Annotated in this window: 7 protein-coding genes; all 7 read left to right on the top strand. The window is 64.0% G+C overall.

What is annotated here, in order from left to right; translation table 11 throughout:
- Nucleotides 1-215 (top strand): hypothetical protein (locus AAGD32_18190; protein ID MEM8876180.1); only part of this gene is annotated, 215 nt, incomplete at its 5' end.
- A 5-nt stretch (nt 216-220) separates the two neighbouring features.
- Nucleotides 221-502 carry a hypothetical protein gene (locus AAGD32_18185; GenBank protein MEM8876179.1) on the top strand — a complete coding sequence of 94 codons (282 nt, stop codon included), beginning with the start codon at nt 221-223 and terminating at the stop codon, nt 500-502.
- Nucleotides 499-1,701 carry a hypothetical protein gene (locus AAGD32_18180; GenBank protein ID MEM8876178.1) on the top strand — a complete coding sequence of 401 codons (1,203 nt, stop codon included), beginning with the start codon at nt 499-501 and terminating at the stop codon, nt 1,699-1,701. Before AAGD32_18185 ends, AAGD32_18180 begins: the two co-directional genes overlap by 4 nt.
- A gap of 57 nt (nt 1,702-1,758) precedes the next feature.
- On the top strand, nt 1,759-2,124 hold the full coding sequence (locus AAGD32_18175; GenBank protein MEM8876177.1) for a hypothetical protein: 366 nt from the start codon (nt 1,759-1,761) through the stop codon (nt 2,122-2,124).
- The gene (locus tag AAGD32_18170) at nt 2,124-3,530 is read left to right on the top strand and encodes a hypothetical protein (protein MEM8876176.1); all 1,407 of its coding nucleotides are present in this window, start codon (nt 2,124-2,126) and stop codon (nt 3,528-3,530) included. The genes AAGD32_18175 and AAGD32_18170 overlap by 1 nt, the downstream gene beginning before the upstream one ends.
- Before the next feature lie 24 nt (nt 3,531-3,554).
- Entirely contained in the window at nt 3,555-5,018 is a 1,464-nt protein-coding gene (locus tag AAGD32_18165) for a hypothetical protein (protein MEM8876175.1), read from the top strand.
- Nucleotides 5,019-5,036: 18 nt separating this feature from the next.
- Nucleotides 5,037-6,277: hypothetical protein (locus AAGD32_18160; GenBank protein MEM8876174.1), on the top strand; the 1,241-nt coding region annotated here is incomplete at its 3' end.

Raw genomic sequence — 6,277 nt, 5'->3', positions numbered from 1 at the left:
GTTGTCGACCTCTTCGAGATCGTGTGATGTCCGAGCTCGAACCTGCCGTCCTTAAGGCCCGCATCGACGGCCACGACGACGACATCAACCGGCTCTCTCGCAACGATGACCGCCTGTTCGACCGGCTCGACCGTCAGAACCAATGGATCATCGGGCTACTGGTAGCGATCCTCTTGGCCGTGCTGTCGGCTGTCATCGGCATCGCTGTCGCCTGACCCTCATGTCTGACGCAGCGTCCCGGTTCGCCGAAGTTCTCGACCAGCGCGGAGGAGTGAAAGGCCAGTATCCGGCCAAGCTCCAAAACCATCTCGACCTGATGGCCCGCACCGACCCAGACCTCCACGCCGCGTGCATGGAGGCTCTGTTGGGCCGCAGCGGCGACCGTTGGAACGTCCCAGACGGGCACGTGTCCGACGCGATGAGGGCCACTGGGTACGACATCTCGCATCACACCGTTCGCCGTTGGCGTCAGGCGTGGCTCGACGAACACGGAGACTCATGAGCGATGCTGATCAGTTCAACGAAACGCTCCGTCGTCGAGAACGGGTAACCGAAGAGAAACACCCGCCCGGGTTCGAACCCGGCCTCGAGTACGGCGGCGACACCGCCACCGGCTCGGTCGCTGCCGATGATGCCGACCTCGGCCCTGGCGAACTCCCCGATGAGGAGTGGTTGATTCACCGATTCGGTCTCAACCCCGACACATGGTCGATCATTGATGGCACGCTCAACGTGCGTCAGTGGCAACGCTACGACGGGCAATGGCAACACTACTTCCGTGCCCAACTACGTCGACGGCAGCCAGCCGAACTCGCGATATCGAAACTGATCCTGGACCGCACCGCCAAGCGGCCTCCGGTCAAGAAGTCACGCCGCATCAAAGCCGACGGGTCGTATTCGGTTCTGATCACAGATCAGCAGATCGGCAAGTCTCAAGGCGGGGGAGTGGACGGGTTCATTGCCCGGTTCGCTGACTCGATCGACGCAGCCGTTCACCGCTACCAAGAACTCCTCGAGCGGGGCTGGAAACTCCCTCACATCGGTCTGTACTTCGGTGGCGACATCATCGAAGGGATCGGCGGCAACTATGCGTCGCAGCCGTTCCAGATCGAGCTCGGGATGCGTGACCAGATCGAGATCGCGTCGGCGACGTCGGACTATGCGATCGACCGGTTCGCTGAGTTTGGTGTACCGGTCGATGCGGTGTTTGTTCCGTCGAATCATGGCGAGCAACGCTCCGGGAAGAGCATCGCTACGGAGGAACGCGACTCGACAGATCTGATCGTTGCTGATCAGTTGCGTCGGGCGTACGACAAGAACCCACGCCGGTACGGGCACGTGAATGTGGTGGTGCCGTGGGGCAACCACACGACGGTGTGTATCGACACGCCTGGCGGGCCGGTTGGGTTGGCGCACTCGCACCAGACCGGCCGCAAGAAAACTTCGCAGTGGTGGAAAGACCAGATCGCAGGCGGCGTTGAGCGTCCGTTGCATCGGGCACGCGTCCTATTTGTTGGACATCTCCACCATTTACATATCGAGGAAGTGGCTGACGGCCGGTTCCTCGTGCAAGGCCCTGCCCTTGATGGCGGGTCGATGTACTTCACCGAGTTTGCTGGCGAGTCTTCGCCGCCCGGTGTTGTGACGTGCGTCGTTGCTGACGGCGTCCCGCGTGAGCTCGAACTCGTTCGCTCCCGCTGAACCTTCGCAAACCCAATCCCCCTTTTCTCTATTGAGGAGATCCCCATGCCTGTCGGAATGGCGGCTGCGGCCGCGAACGCGATTCTGGATCAGCACCACGACACCGACTTTCCTTGGTTTCAGTGGCACACCGGCGACCCCGGCGCGGCCGGCACCGCGAACATCGCAGGTGTTGGTGAACGCAAGCAGCTGACTTTCTCGGCGGCGTCTGGCGGTTCGAAGACCACCAGCGCGCAGGCCGACTGGACCGACGGCGAGGTTGATACCGACGAGACCCTGACGCACGGGTCGTTCTGGTCCGCTGAGACGGGCGGCACGTTCGGCAGCTCGGTCGACATGACTGATGTGCCGGTGGCGTCGGTGAACAACACGCTGGCCATTCCGGCCGGCGCACTGACCGCCAGCATCCCGGTCGCTTCCTGATGACCCGAAACCGACTGATCGGTTACCTGGTCGCGATCCTCGCGGCGCTCGGGATCACTGGAGTCGTCGTCATTCAGGGCGACGACGGCGAGGCCGCCCTGTGTTTCGACAACGGCGCAGAAGTTGCGTGCGAGTCAGAGCCGACGACCACGACCGCACCACCCACGACGACAACCGTGCCACCAACCACGGTCCCGCCAACCACCACGACGGTCCCGGCGACGACGACCACGACCGCACCACCCACGACGACCACCGTCCCCCCGTCAGCCGATGGAGTGCGTTGGACGTGTGACTTCGAAACGGCGTGCCCGCTCGATCAGTTCGTGCAGTACCGAGATGGATTTGTTGTGGCGTTCAACGAGGGCCAGGCCGATCACGCTCAGCACCCTGACGCTGTGTTCGGCACCGATACCGCCCAGTGGTGTACCGCCCCCGAAGAAACCCGGGCGTGGGAGCGCGGCGCACCGTATGAGTTCATCTACCGCTGCCTTCCGGGCGGCAACCCCGATCCGGCCCACCAGATGCTGACCGCCCCCGACACGGCCGGTTACGTGTTCGTCGCCGTTTCACCCAATCAGGTGTTCCTCGACGTCGAACGTGTCGAGTTCGAGATCAACATGACGAACGCCGGCTCCCGCAACTTCTGGGAACTCGCTTTCATCCCCGCCGACCAGGCGTTCGTTGACGGCATGCCGTGCATCCCCGATCTGCCGTGCAACGCCAACCACAACTACGACGATCTCGGCGCGGTCGGGTTCGGCACGCACAACGGAGCGGGCACCGGCCTCTTGATGGCCGACGCCGACAACCCGAACGGGATCCAGGCCAACCGCCGCAACGCCACCACCCTCCCCAACGGCGACACCTACTACCCGACGTGCACCGCCGACGAATACTGCGCCCCAGCACGCGTACACGAGGACACGACCTCGATCCGTGACCGTTACGGCGTCATCATCGAACGCCGAGACGACGGGTCGACGTGGTTCGGCATTGAGCAGACCGACGGCACATGGGCATGGGTCGACTACGACCTCGAATGGCCCGACGGCCCCGTCCGGCTCGTGCTCAAGGCCCACGGCTACACCAACACCAAGAGCGGCCAGGGCCCCGAGTTCAACGGCAACCTGTCGCCGTCGATCGGCACCTTCACGTGGCACTGGGACGACCTTGACATCGTCGCTGGCGAGGCGATCCCCGCCGCTGAGCACTACGGCACCGACCTCGACGCTGACCGGTTCGTCACGTCATCGACCGGTGAGCCGTGTGTGGCGTTCGCTCAAGGTCAGCGCAACGAATCGAACCGCACCTACCTCCCGACGATTTCGTGCCCGGGCGGGTTCGGCGAGTTCGCCGGCCCTGGCGTCGAGTACGGCCCCATCCCTGAGGTTGCCGGCGGGTAACCCTTCGCCCGAAAGGGGCCGCCTGTGGCGATCCTCTACAACTATGTAGACAGCGGCGCGAACGTCACTGCGGTTGGCCTGTCTGACCCCCGGACCAGCGAGACCGGCGGCCAGTACGTGGCCATGGTCCTGACCCGTACGGGCGGGCTTTCGGTCACCGCTGACGACGCAACCAACTGGACGTCAGAAGGTCAGGGCACGGTCGGCGCAGAGACGTACGCCGTGTTCCGGGCGACCGACGCTGACGCCGTCACCTCGACATCGTTTACCCTGTCGGGCTCTAGCCGCATGATGGGGTTCCTGGTCTGGTCCGACGGCTGGGACGACTTGTCTGTCGCTGACGCCCTCGTTCTCACCACCGAGAACACGGCGGGCACGGCGCACGCTCCCGCTGATCTCACCGTTCCCGGCAGCGACAACTACGACGCCTTCCTGATGGGCGGGCGTGGCGGAAACAACACGACCGCCGGCGACTTCACGTCGATCGATTCGGGCGGCTGGACCGTCTTTGACTTCATCGCCGGAAACTCGTGGGACGGCATCGCCGCCTACCGCGAAGACAACTCGACACGCCCGTCCGATACCGGCACCTTCACCACCGCCGACACGACCGCATGGTCATGGCTCCACGTCGCCGCTCAGCGAGCATCGGCGGGCGGCCCGACCGAAGTCACGAGCTCGGGCACGATCAGCTACGGCTACACCGTCACCGGCACCCCGCAAACCGGAGCGTCAAGCGGCGGGACGGTCTCCTACGGCTACACCGTTTCAGGTGCTGGCCAGGCTGGCGCGACATCGGCCGGCACGATCGTCTACGGATACTCGGTCGCTGGTAGCGGCCAAGTCTCGAGCGAATCAACCAGCTCTGGTTCGATCACCTACGGGTACGCCGTTACCGGCACGCCATCGGTCGGGGCTGTCGGTTCCGGCACAATCGCCTACGGCTACGCGGTTACCGGTTCGGCGTCTGTGGGCGATGTCGGTTCTGGCTCTGTCGTCTACGGGTACGGCGTCACGGGTTCGGCGTCTGTCGATGTTCTCGGCGCTGGCACGATCGTCTACGGCTACACCGTCACCGGGTTCGCTACGACAAACGGCGGCGTCATTTCTAACGGCGCTGTCGTCTACGACTACCAGGTAACCGGCACCGCCCAGACCGGCACCACCGGGCTAGGCGCGGTCACCTACGGCTACACCGTCACCGGCACCCCGTCGGCCGGCGCGATCTCAGCCGGGACCATCGTCTACGGCTACTCGGTTGTCGGAACGGCGGTCACGAACGGCGGCGTACTCGCCTCCGGCTCGGTCGTTTACGGCTACGCGATCACCGGCACCCCGACAGCCACCGTCACCAGCTTGGGGACGGTTGTCTACGGCTACACGGTCACCGGTACGGCGATCATCCCGAACCCGGGCGGCCTGATCTTCCCGGCTGACGTCCTCATCGCGCACACGCCCGAAACGCTCACGGCCATCGCGGCCTCCTAACTCAACAGGAACACTCTGATGCCCTTTGTTGCTTCTGACTGGTCGTTCAACCGCACCTTGCGCCAAGTGCGCTACATCGGCGACGACCACGGCGGCGCGTCGCCTTCCTATTGCACCGGCCTCGAGCTGCATCGCGGCGGCCAAAGCCTGCTTGATGACGAGACATTCAGCGGGGACGACGAACTCGACATCACCACCGTCAACTTCTCGTCAAAGCAGTTCGACACGATCATCACGCTCGTCAACGGCTGGGACATCGACGACGCATCAGCGGAACATATCTATGGGGCGACGATCAACCAGGACGACGGCGACACCCGCTACGACCCGATCGCGAACGTCGGCAACGCTGACGTTCAAATCCAGATCATTCAGAACGGCGCAGTCCTCGCCGATGACTGGTGGAACTTCGGCGGCGGCGGCCTCAACCCCGACCCCGCCAATGGCATCTCGCACCGGTTCATCATCAAGGTCCGCGAGAGCGGGGCAGACATCGACGGGCGACGCCTGATCGGAACTGCTCGACGGATCGGCAAGGACTACAGCGAATCGATCATCAACGCCACCCAGTCAGGCGGCAACGTCTTCACCCTTTCTGACGCGGACGACCTGTTCAACACCACCGCCGAAGCCACGATTGCCGGTTGGACCGACATCGTCAACACGAACGAGGGTTACTCATCGATCGACGTCGACAACAACGGATCTCCCGAGTTCTACTACTCGACGTGGGACCGCGGATCCCGCGGAATCAACGATCTCTTTGAGCGAGGCAAGTGGCTCACCCGCGACGGCTCCGCCGAAACGCTCTACGGGCTACCTGCAGCGCTGTTCCGTGGACCCACGCACGAGATCGACATCGACAGCCCAACCGGCACGTTCACCGAACCCGAAGCGGTTTCCTGGCCATCAGGCACCGGCCAACTCTTGGCGATCGACTCGACCACTGCCGGCACGAAAATGTGGATCCAGCTTCTGACTGGCTCCGCACCCGCCGACAACGACACCATCACAGGCGGCACAAGCTCGGCAACCGCAGCAGTCAACGTCACCGTCACCGAGCGCCCGATCTCTACGCCGTTCATCGGCGCATCCGCTGGTTCGTCTGTGATCGGCGCTTTCGGCCTCGGCATCGAAGCGACCGACCTCAGCGCCGCCGACATCGTCACCGACCTCACCGCCGCCACGATCACCCCGCCCAACTTCCAAACCGGCGCAGTGTCCGGCCTGGTCATCGGCGAATCTCGAGTCCTCGTGTT

It is taken from the genome of Planctomycetota bacterium, from assembly GCA_039182125.1.
Classification (GTDB): domain Bacteria; phylum Planctomycetota; class Phycisphaerae; order Tepidisphaerales; family Tepidisphaeraceae; genus JBCDCH01.
The sequence above is the reverse complement of the archived record's forward strand: the minus strand, read 5'-3'. Positions and strand labels throughout refer to the sequence as shown.